A 21,142-nucleotide genomic window follows, 5' to 3' on the forward strand; every position below is an offset into this window, starting at 1 on the left:
CCTGCCCGCGGGCGCCGTCACCACCGCCTGCGTGGCCTCCTCCACACGGGGTCTCACCGCGGACCGTCGACCCCGTGGGCGAGCAGACCTCCACCGTCCGGAGCGCGGCCGAAGAGGTCATCGGCGGCACCGACCTCGAGCAGTACGCCCGCGAGGCCCTCGACAACCTCGCGACATAGCACGGCACCACGCTCGGCGAGCTCCCCGCACCTAAGGTGGGTACGTGACCATCCGCGTAGCCCTCGAGCACCGCACGTCCTACGAGTTCGCCGAGCCGGTGCACGTCTACCCGCACACGATCCGGCTGCGGCCGGCGCCGCACTCGCGCACGCCGATCCCCAGCTACTCCCTGCGGATCGAGCCGGCCGGCCACTTCCTCAACTGGCAGCAGGACCCCTTCGGCAACTGGCTGGCCCGCGTCGTCTTCCCCGACAAGGTCTCCCGGCTCGAGATCACCGTCGACCTCACGGCGGACATGACGGTCATCAACCCCTTCGACTTCTTCGTCGAGGACTGGGCCGCGACCTTCCCCTTCGCCTACCCGCAGCAGGTCCGCGACGACCTCGCCCCCTACCTCCAGCCCGTCGACGACGCCGGCGAAGGGAGCGGACCCGCCCCCGAGGTCACCGCTTGGCTCGAGCGCGTGCTGCCGACTCTCCTCACCGCGCCGCGCGATGCCGCGCCGGGCGAGGGCACCCGCATCGTCGACTTCATCGTCGCCCTCAACCGGGCCGTGCGCGAGAGCGTCGACTACACCGTGCGGCTCGAGGCCGGCGTGCAGACACCGCAGCACACCCTGGAGCGCGGCATCGGCTCCTGCCGCGACAGCGCCTGGCTGCTCGTCTCCGCGCTCCGGCAGCTCGGGCTCGCGGCCCGCTTCGTCTCCGGCTACCTCGTGCAGCTGACCTCCGACCTGAGCGCCGTCGGCGACGACAGCCTCAATGGTCCGGCCGAGGACTTCACCGACCTGCACGCCTGGGCCGAGGTCTACGTCCCCGGCGCCGGGTGGATCGGGCTCGACGCGACCTCCGGCCTGCTCTGCGGCGAGGGGCACATCCCCCTCTCGTGCACGCCGCACCCCGCGTCGGCCGCCCCGATCAGCGGCGCGACCGCCCCGACGCAGGTGACCTTCGACTTCGCCAACACGGTGACCCGCTTCGCCGAGGACCCCCGCGTCACCCACCCGGTGAGCGACGAGCAGTGGGCCGCGATCACCGCGCTCGGCGAGTCCGTCGACGAGCTCCTGACGCAGGGCGACGTCCGCCTGACGATGGGCGGCGAGCCGACCTTCGTCGCGGCCGGCGGGACCAAGGACCCGCAGTGGCACACCGCCGCCGACGGCGACGAAAAGCGCGAGCTCGCCATGGCCCTGGCCCGCCGCCTCTCCGGGCCCGGCACGCTGCGCCACCACGGCCAGGGCAAGTGGTACCCCGGCGAACCGCTGCCGCGCTGGCAGATCGGCCTCGCCGAGCGCGTGGACGGCGAGCCCCTGTGGCACGACCCCGACCTGCTCGACGACCCGTGGGGCCCCGTGCGTCAGGAGTCCGGGAGCAGCACGGCCGCCGGTCTCGCGCGCGACCTGGTCGTCGGCGTCGCCCGCCGCCTCGGTGTGCCCACCGAGCAGCTCGTCGCCGCCCTCGAGGACCCCCTCCAACAGCTCGTGCTCGAGGCCCGACGCCCCACCGGCGAGGCCCCGACGCCCGGCGACCTCGCACCCGACGACGAGGCGGCCTCCGACGAGGCCGCCCGAGCCGCAGCCCTCGCCGAGATCGACACGCAGGTCGACCCCGACACCCCCGCGGCCTGGGTCCTGCCGATCTTCCCGGCGCCAGACGGCGAGGGCTGGGCCACGACGACCTGGCGCACCCGCCGCGGCTTCCTCGCCCTCGTGCCCGGTGACTCCCCTGCCGGGCTACGGCTGCCCTTGTCCTCCATCGCCTGGAGCGAGGGACCCGCGGTCCCCGAGCGGTCCCCCTTCGAGCCACGCGGAGCGCTGCCCGCCCTCGACCCGAGCACGCTCCCGGACGTCGCCGTCGACCCGGCGCAGGTGCTGCCGATCGACGAGTCGCCGCGGACCGCCCTCGTCGTGCAGCACCGCGACGGGCACCTCTTCGTCTTCCTGCCGCCCGTCGAGCGCTTCGAGGACGCGCTGCAGGTCGTCACCGCCGTCGAGGCTGCCGCCGCCGAGCTCGGGGTGCCCGTCGTCCTCGAGGGCTACCCCCTGCCCGGCGACGACCGCGTGCGCACGATGTCAGTGACGCCCGACCCGGGCGTCATCGAGGTCAACGTGTCGCCGACGAGCTCGTGGGGCGAGCTCGTCAGCCAGACCGAGTCGCTCTACGAGCACGCTCGCCAGATCCACCTGTCGACGGAGAAGTTCGACCTCGACGGCTCGCACACCGGCACCGGCGGAGGCAACCACCTCACCCTCGGTGGCACGACCGCCGCCGACAGCCCGATGCTGCGCCGCCCCGACCTGCTGCGCTCGCTCGTCACGTACTGGCAGCACCACCCCGCCCTGAGCTACCTGTTTTCGGGGCGCTTCATCGGGCCGACCTCACAGGCGCCACGCGTCGACGAAGGGCGCGCCGACACGCTCTACGAGCTCGAGATCGCCTTCGCCCAGCTCGAGCACGTCATCGCGATGGAGCACGACGTCGAGGCGATCACCGAGCCCCTCGACGAGGACCACCGCCCCAAGCGGCACACGCGCCCGTGGCTCGCCGATCGGCTGCTGCGCCACCTGCTGACCGACATCACGGGCAACACGCACCGCTCGGAGTTCTGCATCGACAAGCTCTTCGCGCCCGGCTCGGAGCGCGGCCGGCTCGGGCTGCTCGAGATGCGCGGCTTCGAGATGCCGCCCCACCCGCGGATGGCGCTGCTGCAGGCGCTCCTCGTGCGCGCCCTCGTCGCCCGCTTCTGGGCGGAGCCGTACACCGCACCCCTCGTCCACTGGGGAACCCGGCTGCACGACCGGTACCTCCTGCCGGCCTTCGTCGCCGCAGACCTGCGCGACGTGCTCGACGACGTCAACCGCTACCTCGAGAGGGCCGGGGCCGGCCGCATCGACCCGGCGTGGTTCGACGCCTTCCTCGAGTTCCGCTTCCCGCGGCTCGGCGACACCGTCGTCGGCGGCGTCGAGCTCGAGCTGCGCACCGCCATCGAACCCTGGCACGTACTCGGCGAAGAGGTCAGCCAGTACGGCACCGCCCGCTACGTCGACTCCTCGGTCGAAAAGGTCCAGGTCCGCGCCGTCGGCCTCGTCGAGGGGCGGCACGTCGTCACGTGCAACGGCGTGCCCGTGCCCATGGTCCCCGTCGCCGAGCAGGGCTGGGGCGGGCCCGTCGGGGCGAAGGGGAGCACCGGCGCCTTCGTCGGTGGCGTGCGCTACCGGGCCTGGGCTCCCCCGTCGGCACTCCACCCGACGATCGGCGTGCACGGCCCGCTCGTCTTCGACCTCGTCGACCGGTGGTCGGGGCGCTCGCTCGGCGGCTTCACCTACCACGTGACCCACCCCGGCGGCGTCTCGTACGACACCTTCCCCGTCAACGCCGCCTCGGCCGAGTCGCGCCGCGCCGCGCGCTTCGTCACCGCGGGGCACACCCCCGGGCCGGTCGACGTCGCCGCGCTGCCCGACCCGATGCGGGGCTTCGGCCCGGCGGTCACCGACTTCCCGGTCACGCTCGACCTGCGCCGCTTCCCCGGCACGGACCGGCAGCCGGCGACGGAGGACGACTTCGCGACGCCGCCCCCGGAGGCCGTCGACGCGGGCATGCCGCCCACGGACGGCGAGCCGGTCGTCGAGATCACCGCAGAGGGGCCGGTCGCCGAGCGCTGACGAGCACGTCGGCTGCTGCTACTTTCGTCCCAACCATCGACCGGGGGGCCGTCATGAAGCATCCATTCATCCGCCGTCTCAGCGTCACCGCGGCAGCCGTCGTCACACTCGTCCTCGCCGGCTGCTCCGGTGACTCCGACGGGGGCGGGGGTGAGTCCGGTTCCTCCGGTGGCGGTGGCGGGGAGGAGTCGACCCAGGTCGTCAACGACGCCGGCGTCGAGGACATCGACCTCGACGACGCGGCGGCCACCCAGACGGTGAAGAACCCCGGCAGCGACATCGAGATCGAGCTGCGCGTCTTCCCGCTCGAGGTCGAGGGCAAGGTCCAGACGCTGCGCATCGCCGTGACCCCGAAGTTCGAGGGCGGCGACACGGTGAACCTCTACCGGATCTTCGCTCAGACCCCCTACAGCCCGCAGCTTGTCGACCGGGACAACCTCAAGGTCTACTCGGTCATCAGGGAGCTGAGCGACAGCTGGGCCATCGACGAGGTCAAGACCGACGCAGCCAGCGGGGAGACGATCATCGCCTGGTCGCAGCACGCCGCCCCCGAGGACGACGTCGACAGCTTCGACGTGCTGGTCAAGGACGGGTGGCCTGCCTTCACCGACGTGCCGGTCAAGCGATGAGCACGACTGCGTGGCTGCTCGCTGCGGCGGTCACCCTGGGAACCGGAGCAGCCAGCGATGGTCCCGATGACCTGCCCGAGCCCCGCCAGGAGCTGATCGATGAGTCCGTGCACACGTGGACGGACGAGCACATCGAGCGCTCCGTGCGCACCTGGTCCGTCGACGACTCCGTCCAGCCCCTCGTCGACACCGTCACGACCGGCAGCACGACGACGGTGACCTTGCTCAGCGACATCCTCTTCGACTTCGGTACCGCGAAGATCGACGCGACCGCGCGCAAGGCCGTGGAGAAGTCCGCGCAGAGCATCCCGAAGGGGGCGAAGGTCACCGTCGAGGGCCACACGGACTCGATCGGCTCCCCCTCTGACAACCGCACGCTCTCGCTCCAGCGGGCCCAGGCCGTGGCCAAGGTGCTTGCCGACGAGCGCCCCGACCTGACGCTCACGGTGCGGGGCCTCGGCGAGTCCCAGCCCGTCGCCGACAACACCTCTGGCGGCGAGGACAACCCGGCCGGCCGGGAGAAGAACCGGAGGGTGGAGATCTCGCACCGCTCGTAGGCCCGCGCCCCCTCCTCGCGCGAGGATGATCGGGCATCACCACCGAATATTCATTGCACACAACTTAATTGTGTGCAACCATCATGGGGTGCAGACGGACCACCACCTCGACCAGCAGATCTGCTTCGCCCTCTACTCGGCGGCGCGGGCGGCGACCGCGGCCTACAGAGACGCCCTCGCCGAGATCGGCCTGACGTACACCCAGTACGTCACCCTGCTCGCGCTCTGGGAGCGCGACGGACGCACCGTCACCGAGCTGGGCGACGCGCTGCATCTCGACAGCGGGACCCTCTCCCCTCTCCTCAAGCGGATGTCCGCGAGCGGTCTCGTCGAGCGCCGCCGCGAAGGGGAGGACGCCCGCCGCGTGACGATCCACCTGACCGACGCTGGCCGGGACCTCGAGTCGCAGGTCGCGGCGATCCAGTGCCGTCTGCACGACACCGTCGACATGGAGCCGGAGGAGCTGGCGACCCTGCGTCGTCTGGCCCAGCGGTTCTGCGACTCCGTCGGCGACACCACCCCCACCCCCACCCAAGGAGCATGACGATGAAGACTCTCTACACCGCAGAGGCCCTCGCCACCGGCGCCGGCCGCGACGGGCACGGCCGGACCAGCGACGGCCGCCTCGACCTCGACCTCGCGATCCCCCAGGAGATGGGCGGGTCGGGCGAGGGGACCAACCCCGAGCAGCTCTTCGCCGTCGGCTACGCCGCGTGCTTCCACTCGGCGCTGCAGGCCGTGGCCCGCGCGGGCAAGGTCGACGTCGCCGACTCGGCCGTCGGCTCCCGCGTCCACATCGGTCCCAAGGACGGCGGCGGCTACCAGCTCGCCGTCGAGCTCGAGGTCACCCTGCCGCACCTCGACCCCGAGGCCGCCCAGCAGCTCGCCGACCAGGCCCACGAGGTCTGCCCCTACTCCAACGCCACCCGCGGCAACATCGACGTGACCGTCACGGTCGTCCAGGACTGAGGCCCATGACCCAGTTGCCCACCTCCACCCGTCAGGTCGTCCTCGCCTCGCGCCCCCAGGGCGCGCCGAGCTCCGACAACTTCCGCCTCGAGACCGTCGACCTGCCGCAGCTCGCCGACGGTGAGGTCCTCGTGCGCAATGTCGTCATGTCGCTCGACCCCTACATGCGCGGTCGGATGAACGACGTGAAGTCCTACGTCGCCCCCTTCGAGATCGACGCCCCGCTCGACGGCGGCGCCGTCGGCGAGGTCATCGCCTCCCGCTCCGACGACGTCGCCGTGGGCCAGCACGTGCTGCACGGCCTCGGCTGGCGTGAGCACGCCGTGCTCCCAGCGAAGGCGGTCCGGGTCGTCGACACCGACGTCGCCCCTGCCTCGACCTACCTCGGCGTCCTCGGCCTCACCGGGCTGACCGCCTACGTGGGCCTGACCGCCGTCGCCGGGATGCGCGAGGGCGACACCGTCTTCGTCTCCGGCGCCGCAGGTGCCGTCGGCCAGGCCGCCGGTCAGATCGCCAAGGCGCTCGGCGCCGGCCGGGTCGTCGGCTCGGCGGGCTCCGCCGACAAGGTCGCCCGCGTGGTCGAGCTGGGTTACGACGCGGCCTTCAGCTACCGCGACGGTCCCGTCGCCGAGGGGCTGGCCTCGGTCGCACCCGACGGCATCGACGTCTACTTCGACAACGTCGGCGGCGAGCACCTCGAGGCCGCGATCGGCGCGCTGTCGACCTTCGGTCGGGTCGCGATGTGCGGGGCGATCTCGCAGTACAACTCGACCGAGCCGCCCGCCGCACCCCGCAACCTGGGCCTCGCCATCGGCAAGGGGCTGACCCTGCGCGGCTTCATCGTCGGTCAGTACCCCGAGCTCGTCGCCGAGTACCACTCCCGGGCTCCCCGGTGGCTCGCCGAAGGTCGACTGGTCGCCGACGAGACCTTCCGCGACGGCCTCGACGCCGCCCCGCAGGCCTTCATGGACCTGCTCGATGGTGCCAACATGGGCAAGATGCTTCTCCGCCTGTGATGGGCACCGCGATCATGTGGTTTCGCCGGGACCTGCGTCTGCGCGACCACCCCGCCCTGCGGGAGTCCGCCTCCCGGGGAGCTGTGCTCCCACTCTTCGTCATCGACCCGTCGATGTGGGGGCCGGCCGGCGCGGCGAAGACCGCGTGGTTGGCCGCCACCCTGCGGGCGCTCGACGCGTCGCTCGACGGTCGTCTCGTCATCCGCCTCGGCGACCCGGCCGAGGTCGTGCCGCGCGTCGCCCGCGAGGTCGGGGCCACCTCGGTCCACGTCAGCCGGGAGAACGAGCCCGGCGGCGTCGAGCGCGATCGTCGTGTCGTCGCCGCGCTGCGCGAGATCGGCGTCGAGGGTGTGGCCACCGGCTCGCCCTATGCCGTCGACCCCGGCACGGTGCGGACGAAGGGAGGCACCCCCTTCAAGGTCTTCACCCCCTTCGCCGCTGCGTGGCGCGAGCACGGCTGGGACGAGCCGACGAGTGCGCCGCGAGGCGTCGAGTGGGTCGAGGCCGACACCGACGGCCGGGTCGAGGCGATGCTCGACAAGGCGGCCCGCGAGTGCCCGATCGACCTGCCGACCGCCGGCGAGGACGCCGCCCGGCGTCGCTGGGTGCGCTTCCGCGACGAGGCGCTGGTCGACTACGACCACGATCGCGACCTCCCGGCCGTCGAGGGGACCTCGCGCATGTCCGCCGACCTGCACCTCGGGGTCGTCCACCCCCGCCAGCTCCTGCACGACCTGCGCGAGGAGCGCGGCGACGGGGCGCAGACCTACCGCACGGAGCTCGCGTGGCGGGAGTTCTACGCTGACGTGCTGTGGGCCAACCCGGACTCCGCGTGGCAGGACCTGCGGCCACTCCCCCTTCGCTACGACGAACCGCAGGACGCCATCGAGGCGTGGCGTGAGGGGCGCACCGGCTACCCGATCATCGACGCGGGCATGCGCCAGCTGCTCGGCGAGGGATGGATGCACAACCGGGTGCGGATGGCCACGGCGAGCTTCCTCACCAAGGACCTGCACGTGTGGTGGCCCGTCGGCGCGCGGCACTTCCTCGAGCACCTCGTCGACGGGGACCTCGGGTCCAACAACCACGGCTGGCAGTGGGTCGCCGGCACCGGCACGGACGCGTCCCCGTACTTCCGTGTCTTCAACCCCGTGACACAGGGCAAGCGCTTCGACCCCGACGGTGCGTACGTGCGCCGGTGGGTGCCGGAGCTGGCCCATCTCGAGGGCGCCGCAGCGCACGAGCCGTGGAAGCACGACGACGGGTACGCGCACGACTACCCGGAGCGGATCGTCGACCACGCGCAGGAGCGTCTCGAGGCCCTGGCGCGCTACGACGAGGCGACCTGAGGCGAGCTGCTCGCCGGGTCGGGCATCACGCTGCCCCGACTGCGCTCGTCAGTCCGCGTCGACGCCTCGCTCGACGGTCGTCGTCACCCGCGTCAGGCTGGGTGACGCGGGCGTGGAGCTGAAGCCGAATCGTGGCGGCGGCGTGACGGGGGCGAGGCCGCCGATGGACTGGCCCGACCAGGTGCCGGACAGCGAGGTCACCCGCCGCTGGTCGTGCGCCCCGTAGTACTCGCGCCGCCCACCTCCGGCGCTCCCGACGGTGCGCACCCCCGGGAGCAGCCGCCGAGCGATCGGGTCGGCCAGGTGCGCGAAGGCGCGGCTGCGCCCCATCCGCTCGGGCACGGGGCGCAGGAGCAGACCGATGGCCGTCCGCGCTCCCAGACCGATCGTGCACCGCAGCGGCCCGGCGTCGAGGCGCCACGCGGCATCGTCGGCCTGCAGGATGACCGGGCAGACCCGGACCTCGTCGAAGGAGTACGTGGCGGCGACGTACTGGGCGACGCGGTGGTCCGGCGCCAGCAGGACCCGACGGTCGTCGTGCGTCGCGACCATGACGTCGGTGAAGGCCCCGAGGGGCGAGTCCCACCAGTCGCCGACCACCAGCCGCAGCCCGCTGCTGCTGCCCGCCCCGAGGATGCGCCCGTGGAAGCGCTCGAGGACGGTGCGGGTCACGGCGGGCCGTCGTCGCGGCCGGCGACCCGGGCGAGGGTCAGCGAGAAGTCGCCCGCCGCGTCGGTCCAGCTCGTCACCGGCTCGAAGCCGTGCTCGGTCAGCTCGTCACGGAGCAGGCCGAGGTCGAACTTGCGCGAGATCTCGGTCCGCAGGTGCTCCCCCTTCGCCAGGCGCCACGTGCGACCGATCCCGGTGAAGTCGGCCGTGATGTCACGCACCGCACGCAGCCGCATCTCGATGCGCGAGGCGCGGTCGTCCCACGCGGCCTCGTGGACGAGGTCGTCGCGGGACAGACCCGTGACCGGCGTGGTGCGGGTGATGACGTCGACGAGGTTGAGGTTGAATCGCGCGGTCACTCCTGCCCCGTCGTCGTAGGCCGCGACGAGCCGGTCCGGGTCCTTGACGAGGTCGGCGCCGAGGAGCAGGTGGTCGCCCGGGGCGAGGGCCGCGTGCACCATGTCGAGGAACCCGGAGCGCTCGTCCTCCTCGAAGTTGCCGATCGTGCCGCCGAGGAAGACGAGCAGACGTTCGCCCGGCTCCCCCGACAGCGGTGGCAGGTGGTGGAAGTCGGCGACCGCCGGCTCCACCCTCAGGGCCGGGTAGTCCGTGCGCAGACGGTCGGCGGCCTCGAGCAGGACCTCCTTGCTGATGTCGAGCGGCGCGTAGAGCGCCGGCCGCCCCTGCGCGGTGAGGGCGTCGAGCAGCTCACGGGTCTTGGTCGCCGTGCCCGCCCCCAGCTCGTGCAGGCTCCGCGCGCCGCTCAGCGCGATGATCTCGCCGCTGCGGTGGGTGAGGATCTCCTGCTCGGCACGCGTCGGGTAGTACTCGGGCAGGGTGGTGATCTCGTCGAAGAGGCGGGAGCCCCGCTCGTCGTAGAACCAGCGTGGCGGCAGTGTCGCCGGCTGCGACCAGAGGCCGGAGCGGAGGTCGGCCTCGAGCTCGGCGCGGCTCACCGGGCGAGTCGCAGTCCGGAGAAGGCCCACCGGGACGCGGCGGGGAAGAAGTTGCGGTAGGTCGTGCGCGGGTGGTCCGGCGGGGTGACCGCTGAGGCGCCCCGCAGGACGTGCTGGTCGTTCATGAACTTGCCGTTGTACTCGCCCACGGCGCCCGGGGCCGTCTCGAATCCCGGGTACGGCAGGTACGCACTCGCCGTCCACTCCCAGACGTCGCCGAAGGTGACCTCGGCCGCCGGCCCTGGGTGGCAGCGCTCGGCGTCGAGCAGACCGCCGTGCGTCTGGTGACCGCTCACGGCGCGGGCCTCCCACTCCTGCTCGGTGGGCAGGCGGTGGCCGGCCCACCGGGCGAAGGCGTCGGCCTCGAAGAAGGAGATGTGGCACACCGGCTCGGCGGCCACCACCGGCCGCCGACCCGACAGGGTGAACGTCGTCCAGCCGTGGTCGTCGTCGGGGCGCCAGTAGCCGGGCGCGTCCCAGCCCGTGGCCTGCAGGGTCGCCCACCCGTCGGAGAGCCACAGGTCAGGGCGCGCGTAGCCACCGTCGTCGATGAACTGGACCCAATCGGCGTTGGTCACCTGGCGGGTGCCGACCTCGACGTCGTCGAGCCACACCCGGTGGCGTGGCCGCTCGTTGTCGAACGCGAAGCCGCTGCCGTCGTCGCCGATGTGCGTGACCCCACCGGGCACGTGCGTCCAGCGCTGCGGGAGGGGGTCGGCCGCGGGGTCGGGGTCGGGCGCCCGCTCGACGTAGACCGGCTGGAGGACATTGCCCGAGAGGAGGTGCTTGACGTCCATGAGGAGCAGCTCCTGGTGCTGCTCCTCGTGGTGGCAGCCGAGCTCGACGAGGTCGAGCAGCGCCTCGTCGAGGGTCCCGTCCTCGAGCCGGGCGACGAGCTGCTCCTCGACGTCCTGGCGGTAGGCCGCGACCTCGGCGACGCCCGGGCGGGTCACGTGTCCGCGCGCGGCGCGGGGGTGACGCTCGCCCACGGCCTCGTAGTAGCTGTTGAAGAGATAGCGGAAGGCGGGGTCGCGCGGTCGGTAGGCAGGGTCGGCACCGAGGACGAACTCCTCGAAGAACCACGTGGTGTGGGCTCGGTGCCACTTCGTCGGGCTGGCCTCGGTCATCGACTGCGGCGTCTGGTCCTCGGGACCGAGGTCCCGGGTGAGCCGGTCGGTCCGTGCCCTGACGGCGAGGAACCGCTCGGTCAATGCGGCGAGGTCTGGTCGGGGAGAGGTCGTGGTCATGCTGTCCTCCATGCGACGGAGGTTGACGACCACCGTCGGGCACCGGGGAAGTGGAGCTTCGGACGGGCTCGACGCTACACGCATCCCCCGACGAGCGCGCGTCGTGGCCCCGCGTGGGGGCGGCGCGACACGCCGGGGACGCGGCGTCGCTCAGAGGCTGACGGTGCCGGTGTCGCCGAGGTCGGGCCGCCCGTCGCTGACGAGTCCCTTGGCCATCTGGACGACCGTCGCCACGGTGCCGGGCGAGGTCCAGTAGCGCGCGGTGTCGGCCGTGACCGTGATCAGGGTGCTGTTCGGGTCATCAGGGCCGCCCTCCATGAAGGCACCGGCCGACGCGTCCCACAGCCGCCCGAGCAACTCCCGGTCGTCGTTGCGACGGGCCGTGCCGCTGACGCTCACCCAGCCGTCGTCCGTGGCGTACGCGATGTTGACCTCGGGGTGGGCCGCGATCGCCCGCACCTTGTCGGTGTCGGCCTCGGTGATGAAGTGGATGGTGCCCGGGTCGTCGAGGTCCTGGGTGCCCATCGGCACCGACACCAGGCGTCCGTCCTCGACGTGGGTGAGGACGGCGATCCTCGTCTCCCGCATGATCGTGGCGACGGTCTCGATCTCGGTCTCGCTCATCGTGCGCTCCTTGTGCTCTCGGGGCGGTCTTCCTAGGCTGACTACCCGCTCCACTCGTGTCGACACACGGTACCCGCGGATCTGAGGCACCCGACAGCGCACCTGACCGATGTCGGGGCCCACCTCGGGTGCTCCGTGCCGAGCCGGGCGCCGCGACGCGCGGCGAGGCCGTCTCGCTCGCCCGGGACGCCGGCCTGATCGGCTGAGGCCTTGTCGCCCCCTTCGCCAGTTGGGAGGGTGGAGCCATGAGCGATCTCAAGAGCCTGGCCAGCGACCTCCTCCGCCTGCACCACACCGACGAGACCCTCGTCCTGCCCACGGTCTGGGACGTGTGGTCCGCGCGTGCGGTCGTCGACGCGGGCTTCCCCGCCCTGACCATCGGCAGCCACCCGCTCGCCGACTCCCGCGGTCAGCAGGACGGCGAGGGGATGACCCTGGACGACGCGCTCGACGGCATCCGTCGGATCTGCTCGGCCGTGCGCGTGCCGGTGAGTGCGGACGTCGAGTCCGGCTACGACACCCCCGCCGCCGAGCTCGTCGAGCGGGTCCTCGACGCGGGCGCGGTGGGCATCAACGTCGAGGACACCGTGCACTCACAGGGCCGGGTGCGCGAGGTCGCGGAGCACGCCGACTACATCGGGGCGCTGCGCCAGGCCGCCGACGATGCCGGCGTCGAGCTCGTCATCAACGCACGCACCGACGCGCTGCTCCACGGCACCGACCGTTTCCCCGACCCGGTCGCCGAGGCGATCACCCGCATCCGGGCGTGCGAGGAGGCCGGGGCCCGCTGCCTCTACCCGGTGAAGATCCCCGACGCGGCCACCCTCGCTACCCTCATGGAGGCGACCTCGCTGCCGCTCAACGTCACCGCCCACCCCGTCGACGGCGCCCCCTCGGGGTCCCTGCAGGAGCTGCGCGACGCGGGGGTGCGCCGGGTGACCTTCGGCCCGCTGCTGCAACAGGCGCTCACCCAGTCGGTCGCCGAGCTCACCGGCCCGTGGCTCGGCCGGGCCGGGTTGGCCGACCAGTCGGACTGACCTCCGGCAGACTCGGGCGCATGCGACCCCTCCCCCAGCACTGGCAGCTCGCGAGCGCCGAGGTCGAGCACGAGGGGCGGCGCTTCCCCCTTCGCATCTGGGGGTGGTCGGCGGAGTCGGCCGCCGACGCGGCCATGCGCGCGCAGCACCGGCTCGCCGCGACCGTCGACCAGCTGACCCGCGGGCGGGCCGGCTTCGACTACTACCCCCGCACGCCCGTGCGCGAGGAGGTCCTCCACGAGGTACGCGGCGCCGACGGTGCACTGATCGGGGCCGTGACGCGCAACCGGATGGGTGTCGAGGTGCTCAACACCGACGTCCTGCTCGTGGCCGACATCGACCTGCCGCCTCAGCGCAAGCTCTTTCGCACCGTGCAGCCCGACCCCCGTCCTGCGCTCGAGCGCATCGCCCGGTGGGCGGCCGCGCACCCCGACCTCGGTGTGCGCACCTATCGCACCGCAGCCGGCCTGCGCGTCATCATCACCGGGCTGGCGAGCGGGCCTCCCGACCTGACGGCCCTCGTCGACCTCGGCTCGGACGACCTCTACGTGCGGCTGTGCGGACTGCACGAGACCTTGCGGGCCCGGCTGACGCCGAAGCCCCACCGGGTCGGCATGCCGAGGATCCGTGCGAGCTGGCCCTACCTCGGTGACGCCCAGCGGATCGCGGAGAAGTGGCTCAGGGACTACGAGCGGGCGTGCGCCCGCCGTGCCGTCTGCGAACTGCTGTCGGTGACCGGTCCCGCCCCGGACGGAGACGCCGCCGTGCTCGTCGACCTGCACGACCGGGCCACGCAGGCGACCTCGGGCCACGCAGGCGACCTCGGGCCAGCAGTTGGCGTGAGCCGGCCCGGGCGCGGGCCGGCTCACGGGCGCGGGCAGACGCGGGCGCGGGCCGGCGCCCAAGGTCACAACCAGCGCCGCACGCTCGCCACGTAGTCGCCATAGGTCGAGCCGAAGCGGTCGCGCAGCGCCTCCTCCTCGGCCGAGACCTGGAAGGTGTCGATCACCCCGACGAAGCCGGCCACCGGCAGGATGGCGAGCAGGTCGCGGCGGTGGATCGCGTAGCCGGCGAGCAGCAGGGCGTCACCGAGGTAGATCGGGTTGCGGGAGTAGCGATAGATGCCCTGGCGCACGACCTTGCTCGCGTCGGCCGGACGGGTCGGATCGAGGGTCGTGCCTGCGGCGCGGATCTCCCGGATGCCGGCGGCCGCGACTCCCAGGCCGGCCGCGGCGACTGCCGCTCCGAGGAGCGAGGTGGCCGGTGACGTGGACGACCCGCGGCTCAGCAGGCGTTGCGCCGCGAGCGAGGCCAGCCCGACGACGGGTGGCGAGCGCAGGATCGAGAGGGGCTCCATGCACCAACGGTAGTCGCGTCGGCGCTCCGTGGACAGGCCCCGACGATGACCAGGACCTCACCCTGCGCGATTCGAAGAAGATCCGCGACCTGGATGTCGCGCTCCTTCTTCGACTCGCCGTTCCCCGGGCCGGCTGTGCCGCGACCCAGCGGTCCGGGCACTGAGTCAGCCCGACTCAGTGCCCCCGGCGCGGTACCCGGTCGGGCTGAAGCCGAGCATCCTGCCGAACTCCCGGGTGAGGTGGGCGTGGTCGGCGTAGCCGAGGTCCGCGGCGATCGTCGACAGGTCGGCTCCCGGCTCCTCACGGACGCGCTCGGCCGCCTCCTGCAGCCGGCGGCGACGGATGATCTCCCCCGGGCTCATCCCGACGTGCGTGCTCGCCAAGCGCTGCACGGTGCGCACGGACGCACCCAGTCGCGCGGCGAGGTCGTCGACCCGCAGCAGGGAGGGGTCGCTGTCGGCCAGCTCGACGAGACGCCGGGCCGGGACCGCGTCGGGATCTGCGGCCACCGCCGCCCCCACCTGCGTGGCGAGCCAGACCTCGAGCAGCCGCGCTGCGGCGGTGTGCCGTTCGTCCGCGTCGCCCGGGCCGTCCATGACCCGGGTGACGTCCGCGCGGAGGCGGGTCGCCCCCTTCGTCTCGGTGTCGCGGTCCCGCAGCGTGCCCACGTCGCCGACGAGCGCATGGGCCGCCCCCGGACGCAGCAGGGCGCCCACGGCCCAGCCGCGCCCGGTGAGGTCGCGCCGCCAGGCCCGGGAGACCGGGCCGTACACCCGCACCGCATCGGCCTCGACGACGAGCTGGCACGCAGGGAAGGGCAGCGTCAGCGCCTCGTGCACCGCCCCCTCCGGCAGGTCCCACTCCGGCACCCAGAACCACCGCGCGAGGGGCTCTCCCTCCGCCGTCGGGAGGATCCGGGAGACCGGCGCCCGGGCGTCCGGACGCAGCTGGCCCTTGCGCGGGATCGCCTCGCTCACGGGCCGAGCGTAGGGGCACCCACGAGGTTGGCGCAGATCTTCAAGCGTCCCGCCCTCGGGCTGCCTAGCGTCGTGCCCATGGACACCACCACCGCAGCGACCGGCCAGCACACCGACCACGGCGTGCCGCACGGGTTCACCAGCCTGACCCCCTTCCACACCGTGCAGGACGCGCAGGGCGCGATCGCGTGGTACGAGCGGGTCTTCGGCGCGCGCACGGTCGACGTGACGCACATGCCGGACGGGAAGGGAGGGACGCTCGTCGCGCACGCGACGCTCGACTTCGGGCGGGGCCGGCTGCAGATCTCCGACCCGATGCCGGACTTCGGTCTCGTCGCACCCCACGAGGACGACGTCGTCTGCTCCTCGATCGCGCTCTACGTGCCCGACGTCGACGCCGTGGTCGCCGAGGCGCAGGCCGCGGGCGCGACGCTCCGGGAGCCGCTCGCCGACTTCGTCTCCGGCGACCGCTTCGCCTCGATCCGCGACCCCCACGGGCTGCGCTGGGCCGTCATGACCCGCGTCGAGGACCTGTCCGACGAGGAGTCGGCGGCGCGGGTGCGGGAGTGGGCGGCCGGGCAGGGGTGAGCCCGGCCGCCCCCGCGGTCAGCTCGGGCGACGCTTGGGCGCGTTGGCCTCGGTCAGGCCGGCGTCGCGCTCGACGTGCTCGCCGAGGACGGCATCGATCTTCGCCATGACCTGCGGCTCGAGGGTGACGCCAGCCGCCTTGACGTTTTCCTCCACCTGCTCGGGACGCGAGGCACCGATGATCGCCGCGGCGACGTTGGAGTTCTGCAGCACCCACGCGACGGCCAGCTGGGCCATCGACAGGCCGACCTCGTCGGCGACCGGGCGCAGACCCTGCACCGCGGTGAGCAGGGCGTCGTTGCCGACCCGCCCGGAGATCGAGCCGCCGACCTCCTCGTGGGCGGCGCGGCTCCCTTCGGGCAGAGGCTGACCCGGCTGGTACTTGCCGGTGAGGATCCCCTGGGCCACGGGGCTCCAGACGATCTGTGACAGGCCCAGCTCCTCGCAGGTGGGGACGACCTCGTCCTCGATGACCCGCCAGATCATCGAGTACTGCGGCTGGCTGGAGACGAGCCGGATGCCGAGGTCGCTCGCCAGCCGGTGGCCCTCGCGGATCTGCTCGGCGGTCCACTCGCTGACGCCGATGTACAGCGCCTTGCCCTGGCGCACGACGTCGGCGAAGGCCTGCATCGTCTCCTCGAGCGGCGTCTCGGTGTCGAAGCGGTGCGCCTGGTAGAGGTCGACGTAGTCGGTCTGCAGGCGGCGCAGCGACCCGTCGATCGACTCGCGGATGTGCTTGGCCGACAGGCCGGAGTCGTTGTGCCCGCCCGGTCCGGTCGGCCAGTAGACCTTGGTGAGGATCTCGAGCGACTCGCGCCGCTCGCCCTTGAGGGCTTCGCCGAGGACGGTCTCCGCCTTGGTGTTGGCGTAGACGTCGGCGGTGTCGAAGGTCGAGATGCCGTGGTCGAGGGCCGCGCGCACGCAGGCGGTCGCGGCGTCGGCCTCGACCTGCGAGCCGTGGGTGAGCCAGTTGCCGTAGGCGATCTCGCTGACCTTGAGACCACTGTTGCCGAGGTATCGGTAGTCCATGTGCCTCACGCTACGCCGGGGGTCTCGAGGCTCCGGCCGGGGGCGGCCTGCGCACCTCGACCCGCGTGGCGGTCAGGGAGTGACGTTGAGCCGCCCCAGCACGATCGCGGCGGTGCCCTCGTCGCCGGTGACCCCGACCGTCGCCTCCTCCGGCGAGATCCGGCCGCCGGTGAGCCGCAGCCAGGTGATGTCGTCGAGCTCGAGGGTCACGTCGCTGCCCTCTGCGGGGTCGAAGGGAGTGGCCCTCCCGTCCTCGCCGACCCGGGCCGCGAGGGTGCGGCCCTGCGGACCGGTGATGTGCGCGACGACGGCGGTGCCCGTGGGCAGTCGGCGCAGGGTCATGGGGAAGACCTTGGTCATGATGCCCGCGACGTACGCGGCCCCGACCCCGGTCGTCGTCATGGGGCGGCCGGTCGCCTCGCGGACGTCCTGCTCGTGGACCCACAGGTCGATAGGGCGGTTGCGCAGGAGCGTGGCGAGGTCCCAGCCCAGGCGCCCGGCGACGCCGGGGGCCTGCGCCTTCGGGTCGGACAGGTCGAGGCCCGCGAGGACCTCCCGCCGTCCTACACAGGCCTGCTCGAACTCGGCGAGGACGGCCTCGGCGCTCATCCCCCGCCGCGCCTCCACCCCGACGTGGGTGAGGTCGGTGGGCATCGCCTGGTTGGGCGCGGAGTCGACGTCGATGTGGCCGCCGTCGGGCTGTGGCATGCCGGCCACCTCGGACTCGAGGTGGGCGAGGTGCGCCACGACGTCCTGGACGCTCCACCCCGGCAGCGCCGGCTTGCTCCAGTCGTCGTCGGCGAGGTCGCGCAGGACGGTGAGCAGGTCCTGGGAGGTCTGCTCCCACAAGGCCACGGGGTCGGGTCGCGTCATGCCGTCAGCGTAGGGGTCGCCGTGACACGATCGGTGGGTGACCGATGACCGACCGGACGTGTCCCCCCTTCGTGCCGTGTTGTTGGGCTGTGGCGACCTCGGGATCCGTGTCGGGACCGCCCTGCTGGGGGCCGGCCACGAGGTGACCGGGGTGCGGCGCAATGTCGCTGCGCTGCCGGCCGGCTTTGCGGGCGTGTCCGCGGATCTGGCGTCTGGTGAAGTCCCCGACCTGCCCGCGGACCTGCTCGTCGTCTCGTTGACCCCCGACCGCCGGGACGAAGGGGGCTACCGCCGCGCCTACCTCGACGCGGTCCGCGGTGGGCTCGACGCGGTCCTGCGGGCGGGGACGCCTCGCCGCGCCGTGCTCGTGTCGTCGACGAGCGTCTACGGGGACCTCGCGGGAGACCTCGACGAGACGACCAGCGTTGCGCCGCAAGCGGATCGGCCGAAGATCCTGCTGGAGTCGGAGGCCCTCTTCCGCGAGGCGCTCCCCCGCGCGACGGTGCTGCGCCTCAGCGGGCTCTACGGCCCCCCGGGCAACCGGCTCGTGCGCACCGTGCGGGCGGGTGAGAACCGTGACCCAGGACGCTGGACCAACCGGATCCACCGCGAGGACGCGGCGGCGGCGATCACGCACCTGCTGACGATGCCCGCCGAACCCGCCGACCTCTACGTCGGCACGGACGACGAGCCGGCGACGGCGGGTGACGTAAGGGACTTCGTGGCCGACGAGCTCGGGCTCCCCAGGCCCGCTCCCACCGGGGACGTCGAGCCTCAGGGTCGGCGGATGCGCAATGCGCGGCTGCGGTCTACGGGAGTGGACCTGAGGTACCCGACCTATCGCGAGGGGTACCGGGCGCTGCTCGAGCTCGAGGGGCGGGCTGGCGGCACGTCGACCTGAACTAGGGTTCGACCCATGAACCTGCAGGAGATGCTCGACCAGGCCGCCACCGGCACCGTCCACGTCCAGGAGGGCTGGGGCCAGGGACGGGCGACCTACGGCGGGCTCGTGGCCGGGCTGGCGCACGCCGGCCTGCGCGGGCAGTTCGTCGACGCTCCGCCGCTGCGGCACCTCATGGTCAGCTTCGTCGCGCCGCTGGCGCCGGGCGACGCACAGATCGAGGTGACGCCGCTGCGTCAGGGCAAGAACGCGACCCAGGCCCAGGCGCACCTCGTGCAGGACGGGCAGGTCGTGGCCGCGGTGCTCGCCGCCTTCGGTCGGGAGCGCGAGTCGGCCATCTCGGTCCCGCACGAGACGGTGCCGATGCCACAGCTGCCGGAGCCGGAGTCGATCGAGCCCTTCCCGCACATCCCCGGGGCGACGCCGGACTTCTTCCAGCACGTCGAGCTGCGGCTGGCGGACGGCGCCGTCCCCTACACCGGTGCCGACACGTCGCACATGCACGGGTGGATGCGCTTCCGCGAGGCGCCGCCGGTCTTCGACGAGCGGCACTTCGTGACGCTCGGGGACGCGTGGCCCCCGGCGGTCATCCAGATGCTCTCCCAGTTCGCTCCCGGCAGCAGCCTGACCTGGTCGCTCGAGATCACCGAGGACGTCGCTGCCGAGCCCGACACGCACTGGGCCTACGCCGTGCGCACCGACCGGGCTGAAGGCGGGTACGCCCACACGGACGCGCGGATCTGGCACCCGGACGGGCGGCTCGTCGCGATCAGCCGGCAGACGGTGGCGATCTTCGGCTGACTGGCTGGGGTGAGCGGTGGCCCGCTCACCAGCTGGTCATTCGAAGAAGGAGCGCNNGCGCTCCTTCTTCGAATGACGTGCTGGTTCTTCGACTGAGGTGCTGGGGGCGTCGACCCAGCTCCGCTCAGCTGTGGGTCAGCGGGAGCGGCCGGTGCTGCTGGAGCTGAAGGCCACGACGCTGCCACCGCGGCTGGCGCCCTGGCGGCTGCCGCCACCCTGACCGCCACGGCGCTGACCGCCGTTGCCGCCGCGGGACTGACCGCCCTGACCACCGGAGCGGCCCTGACCGGAGCCGCCACCGTTGCGGTTGCGACCGGCACCGCCGCGCTCACCGCGCTGACGCTGGCCACCCTGGGCGGAGCCACCCTGGCCACGACCACCCTGGCCACCACCGGACCGGCCGCGACCGCCGCCGCGGGGACCCCCCTTCGCTCCGCCGTTGCCCTGCTGCGGGACGTCGGGGACGAAGGCGCCGGGGAAGGACCGCTCGCCCGGGGCGAGCTCACCGAGGAGCTCGTGGCCGACGGAGACGCGGGTCGTCGTCGGCTTGATGCCCGCCTTGCGGGTGAGGTCCTTGACGTCGCGGACCTGCTCGTCGGTCATGAGCGTGACGACCGTGCCCTCGGCGCCGGCGCGGGCCGTGCGACCGGAGCGGTGGAGGTAGGCCTTGTGCTCGACCGGCGGGTCGGCGTGGATGACGAGCGAGACGTCGTCGACGTGGATGCCGCGGGCGGCGATGTCGGTCGCGACGAGGGTCTGCGCGGTGCCGGAGTGGAAGGCCTCCATGGTCCGGGTGCGCGCATTCTGGCTGAGGTTGCCGTGCAGCTCGACCGCGGGGACGCCGGCGGCGTTGAGCTGGCGGGCCATCTTCTTGGCGCGGTGCTTGGTGCGGGTGAAGACGACCTTGCGGCCCGGCGCGGCGACGAGGTCGGTGAGGACCGGCAGGTGGTCCGTGCTCTTGATGTGCAGGACGTGGTGGGTCATCTTCGCGACCGGCGACTGGGCCGAGTCGGCCTCGTGGGTCACCGGCTGCTCGAGGTAGCGCTTGACGATCTGGTTGATCGCGCCGTCGAGGGTCGCGGAGAAGAGCATCCGCTGGCTGCCGCGCGGGGTCTTGTCGAGGATCCGCTTGACGCCGGGGAGGAAGCCGAGGTCGGCCATGTGGTCGGCCTCGTCGAGGATCGTCACCTCGATGGCCGACAGGTCGACGTGCCCCTGACCCATGAGGTCCTCGAGGCGACCCGGGCAGGCGACGACGACGTCGACGCCGGCGGCGATGGCCTTGACCTGCGGGTTCTGACCGACACCGCCGAAGACGGTGCGGCTGCGCAGGCCAACGGCCTGCGCGAGCGGGGTGAGGGACTCCTCGATCTGGGTGGCGAGCTCGCGGGTCGGGGCGAGGATCAGCGCGCGGGGGCGCTTGGCCTGGCGGCGCGTGCCCGACTCGACGAGGCGGGCCACGAGCGGCAGGAGGAAGGCGTAGGTCTTGCCCGAGCCCGTGCGCCCGCGGCCGAGCACGTCACGGCCGGCGAGGGAGTCCGGCAGCGTCGCCGCCTGGATCGGGGTCGGGGTGGTGATGCCCTGCTCCGCGAGGACGGAGGTCAGGGAGGTGGGCACGCCGAGGTCGGCGAAGGTCGTGGTCGTCACGAAAAAATGGCTCCAGACGGAGTCGTGATGCTTCGGTTCTGCCCGGCGCGAGTGCCTACCTGCGTCAAGCAGGA

General features: G+C 72.8%; 21 protein-coding genes. 12 read left to right on the forward strand and 9 right to left on the reverse strand.

The window, feature by feature from the left end:
• Positions 1 to 223 precede the first annotated feature (223 nt).
• The 7 genes from CWN80_RS11685 to CWN80_RS11715 all read left to right on the forward strand — a co-directional run bounded on the left by CWN80_RS11685 (position 224) and on the right by CWN80_RS11715 (position 8,361).
• Complete coding sequence (locus tag CWN80_RS11685) at positions 224 to 3,841, forward strand: transglutaminase family protein (RefSeq protein ID WP_128277313.1); 3,618 nt, start codon at positions 224 to 226, stop codon at positions 3,839 to 3,841.
• A gap of 53 nt (positions 3,842 to 3,894) precedes the next feature.
• On the forward strand, positions 3,895 to 4,470 hold the full coding sequence (locus CWN80_RS11690) for a hypothetical protein (RefSeq protein WP_007926813.1): 576 nt from the start codon (positions 3,895 to 3,897) through the stop codon (positions 4,468 to 4,470).
• The gene (locus CWN80_RS11695; protein ID WP_128277314.1) at positions 4,467 to 5,027 is read left to right on the forward strand and encodes an OmpA family protein; all 561 of its coding nucleotides are present in this window, start codon (positions 4,467 to 4,469) and stop codon (positions 5,025 to 5,027) included. Before CWN80_RS11690 ends, CWN80_RS11695 begins: the two co-directional genes overlap by 4 nt.
• A gap of 88 nt (positions 5,028 to 5,115) precedes the next feature.
• Positions 5,116 to 5,571, forward strand: a complete 456-nt coding sequence (locus tag CWN80_RS11700; protein ID WP_007927210.1) for a MarR family winged helix-turn-helix transcriptional regulator — start codon at positions 5,116 to 5,118, stop codon at positions 5,569 to 5,571.
• A gap of 2 nt (positions 5,572 to 5,573) precedes the next feature.
• A complete protein-coding gene (locus tag CWN80_RS11705; protein WP_007927209.1) occupies positions 5,574 to 5,996 on the forward strand; it encodes an organic hydroperoxide resistance protein in 423 nt (140 codons plus the stop codon).
• A 5-nt stretch (positions 5,997 to 6,001) separates the two neighbouring features.
• The gene (locus CWN80_RS11710; RefSeq protein ID WP_128277316.1) at positions 6,002 to 7,012 is read left to right on the forward strand and encodes an NADP-dependent oxidoreductase; all 1,011 of its coding nucleotides are present in this window, start codon (positions 6,002 to 6,004) and stop codon (positions 7,010 to 7,012) included.
• Positions 7,012 to 8,361 (forward strand): cryptochrome/photolyase family protein, encoded by a 1,350-nt coding sequence (locus tag CWN80_RS11715; protein ID WP_128277317.1) that lies wholly within the window; start codon positions 7,012 to 7,014, stop codon positions 8,359 to 8,361. The genes CWN80_RS11710 and CWN80_RS11715 overlap by 1 nt, the downstream gene beginning before the upstream one ends.
• Positions 8,362 to 8,409: 48 nt before the next feature.
• Here CWN80_RS11715 and CWN80_RS11720 read toward each other — a convergent pair whose 3' ends face one another.
• From CWN80_RS11720 to CWN80_RS11735, 4 genes are all read right to left on the reverse strand, one after another.
• Positions 8,410 to 9,033 carry a hypothetical protein gene (locus tag CWN80_RS11720; protein ID WP_007927206.1) on the reverse strand — a complete coding sequence of 208 codons (624 nt, stop codon included), beginning with the start codon at positions 9,031 to 9,033 and terminating at the stop codon, positions 8,410 to 8,412.
• The gene (egtD, locus tag CWN80_RS11725; protein ID WP_007927203.1) at positions 9,030 to 9,986 is read right to left on the reverse strand and encodes an L-histidine N(alpha)-methyltransferase; all 957 of its coding nucleotides are present in this window, start codon (positions 9,984 to 9,986) and stop codon (positions 9,030 to 9,032) included. The genes CWN80_RS11720 and egtD overlap by 4 nt, the downstream gene beginning before the upstream one ends.
• Positions 9,983 to 11,233, reverse strand: coding sequence for an ergothioneine biosynthesis protein EgtB (egtB, locus tag CWN80_RS11730; RefSeq protein WP_040881192.1), 1,251 nt, complete (start codon positions 11,231 to 11,233; stop codon positions 9,983 to 9,985). The genes egtD and egtB overlap by 4 nt, the downstream gene beginning before the upstream one ends.
• A 150-nt stretch (positions 11,234 to 11,383) precedes the next feature.
• Positions 11,384 to 11,857, reverse strand: a complete 474-nt coding sequence (locus CWN80_RS11735) for a pyridoxamine 5'-phosphate oxidase family protein (protein ID WP_007927195.1) — start codon at positions 11,855 to 11,857, stop codon at positions 11,384 to 11,386.
• A 245-nt stretch (positions 11,858 to 12,102) separates the two neighbouring features.
• On the opposite strand from CWN80_RS11735, the gene CWN80_RS11740 reads away from it, so the two are divergent.
• Both CWN80_RS11740 and CWN80_RS11745 read left to right on the forward strand, forming a co-directional pair.
• Positions 12,103 to 12,894: an isocitrate lyase/PEP mutase family protein gene (locus CWN80_RS11740; protein WP_007927194.1), complete on the forward strand. Its 792-nt coding sequence runs from the start codon at positions 12,103 to 12,105 to the stop codon at positions 12,892 to 12,894.
• Between the two features lie 20 nt (positions 12,895 to 12,914).
• Positions 12,915 to 13,832, forward strand: coding sequence for a hypothetical protein (locus CWN80_RS11745; protein WP_128277319.1), 918 nt, complete (start codon positions 12,915 to 12,917; stop codon positions 13,830 to 13,832).
• On the opposite strand, the gene CWN80_RS11750 is transcribed toward CWN80_RS11745, so the two are convergent.
• Positions 13,802 to 14,251 carry a methyltransferase family protein gene (locus CWN80_RS11750; protein WP_007927189.1) on the reverse strand — a complete coding sequence of 150 codons (450 nt, stop codon included), beginning with the start codon at positions 14,249 to 14,251 and terminating at the stop codon, positions 13,802 to 13,804. The genes CWN80_RS11745 and CWN80_RS11750 overlap by 31 nt on opposite strands.
• Positions 14,252 to 14,416: 165 nt before the next feature.
• On the reverse strand, positions 14,417 to 15,229 hold the full coding sequence (locus tag CWN80_RS11755) for a helix-turn-helix domain-containing protein (RefSeq protein WP_128277320.1): 813 nt from the start codon (positions 15,227 to 15,229) through the stop codon (positions 14,417 to 14,419).
• Positions 15,230 to 15,307: 78 nt separating this feature from the next.
• On the opposite strand from CWN80_RS11755, the gene CWN80_RS11760 reads away from it, so the two are divergent.
• Complete coding sequence (locus tag CWN80_RS11760; protein ID WP_040881185.1) at positions 15,308 to 15,817, forward strand: VOC family protein; 510 nt, start codon at positions 15,308 to 15,310, stop codon at positions 15,815 to 15,817.
• Positions 15,818 to 15,835: 18 nt separating this feature from the next.
• On the opposite strand, the gene CWN80_RS11765 is transcribed toward CWN80_RS11760, so the two are convergent.
• Together CWN80_RS11765 and CWN80_RS11770 are read right to left on the reverse strand one after the other, a co-directional pair.
• Entirely contained in the window at positions 15,836 to 16,846 is a 1,011-nt protein-coding gene (locus tag CWN80_RS11765; protein ID WP_128277321.1) for an aldo/keto reductase family protein, read from the reverse strand.
• A gap of 72 nt (positions 16,847 to 16,918) precedes the next feature.
• Complete coding sequence (locus CWN80_RS11770) at positions 16,919 to 17,719, reverse strand: maleylpyruvate isomerase family mycothiol-dependent enzyme (RefSeq protein ID WP_007927184.1); 801 nt, start codon at positions 17,717 to 17,719, stop codon at positions 16,919 to 16,921.
• Between the two features lie 37 nt (positions 17,720 to 17,756).
• Here CWN80_RS11770 and CWN80_RS11775 point away from each other — a divergent pair, with 37 nt between their 5' ends.
• Positions 17,757 to 18,620, forward strand: a complete 864-nt coding sequence (locus CWN80_RS11775; protein WP_238148212.1) for a Rossmann-fold NAD(P)-binding domain-containing protein — start codon at positions 17,757 to 17,759, stop codon at positions 18,618 to 18,620.
• 15 nt (positions 18,621 to 18,635) lie between these two features.
• Positions 18,636 to 19,421 carry an acyl-CoA thioesterase gene (locus tag CWN80_RS11780; RefSeq protein ID WP_007927180.1) on the forward strand — a complete coding sequence of 262 codons (786 nt, stop codon included), beginning with the start codon at positions 18,636 to 18,638 and terminating at the stop codon, positions 19,419 to 19,421.
• A gap of 135 nt (positions 19,422 to 19,556) precedes the next feature.
• On the opposite strand, the gene CWN80_RS11785 is transcribed toward CWN80_RS11780, so the two are convergent.
• Positions 19,557 to 21,068: a DEAD/DEAH box helicase gene (locus tag CWN80_RS11785; RefSeq protein ID WP_238148213.1), complete on the reverse strand. Its 1,512-nt coding sequence runs from the start codon at positions 21,066 to 21,068 to the stop codon at positions 19,557 to 19,559.
• Between the last annotated feature and the right edge of the window lie 74 nt (positions 21,069 to 21,142).

Source organism: Janibacter hoylei PVAS-1 (genome assembly GCF_004025845.1).
GTDB classification, from domain to species: Bacteria; Actinomycetota; Actinomycetes; order Actinomycetales; family Dermatophilaceae; genus Janibacter; species Janibacter hoylei.